The following is a 712-nucleotide window of genomic DNA, read 5'->3' on the forward strand; positions in this document are numbered from 1 at the left end:
GCTCGTTGAGGCTAACGTGGCTGATCAGTCGTGGGTCAATACAACCCGTCGATGGTGGATATCGGCAATGGCTGATGGGCTGGTTGCGCGCTGGACAGGCAGGGACCTGTTAAACCTCGGGGGGAGACTGGTTCTGGTATCAAGTTTGCGTTCAGCTTGTGCTACCGGTTGCTACCGCAAAGGCGGCTGATGAGCAGCCCGCATTCACGAACCGACACGGAGACTTCCTGATGCCCTCCACCCATTCCACCATCCCGCGTATCCGCCCTCGCATACTCCGCAAGGTTTGGCTTGCCATCCCGGCGGGCTTGCTCGGTGCCGCGCTGAGCTTGCCACTCGCTGCTGAGCCGACCTTGGGCGAGAGCATGATGCAGGACCTAAACGGCAACACCGTTGGCGCGGTGCTGCTGAGTGAAACCCCCAACGGCGTGCTATTACATGCGCGCCTTGGTGGACTCCCGGCGGGCGTGCATGCCTTCCATATCCACGAGACTGGTGCCTGCGAACCGCCCTTTGATTCCGCGGGCGGTCATCTCACCGCCGAGGAGGCCAATGCCCATGGCTATCTGGTCGAAGATGGCCCCCATCTCGGTGACATGCCCAACATCCACGTCCCCGACAACGGTCGGCTCGAGATCGAGGTGATGACCCGCGTCTCAGACATGGACAAGCAGCTCTTTGATCGCGACGGCGCCGCCCTGGTGATCCACGA

The 712-nt window shown here is 61.7% G+C and carries 1 protein-coding gene; it reads left to right on the forward strand.

What is annotated here, in order from left to right; translation table 11 throughout:
* Window positions 1-230: 230 nt before the first annotated feature.
* Window positions 231-712, forward strand: a 482-nt coding sequence (locus tag VBE63_RS30895; RefSeq protein WP_323686763.1) for a superoxide dismutase family protein, incomplete at its 3' end; no start/stop codon positions are given.

Origin of the sequence: Lamprobacter sp., assembly GCF_034860625.1 — a bacterium.
Classification (GTDB): domain Bacteria; phylum Pseudomonadota; class Gammaproteobacteria; order Chromatiales; family Chromatiaceae; genus Lamprobacter.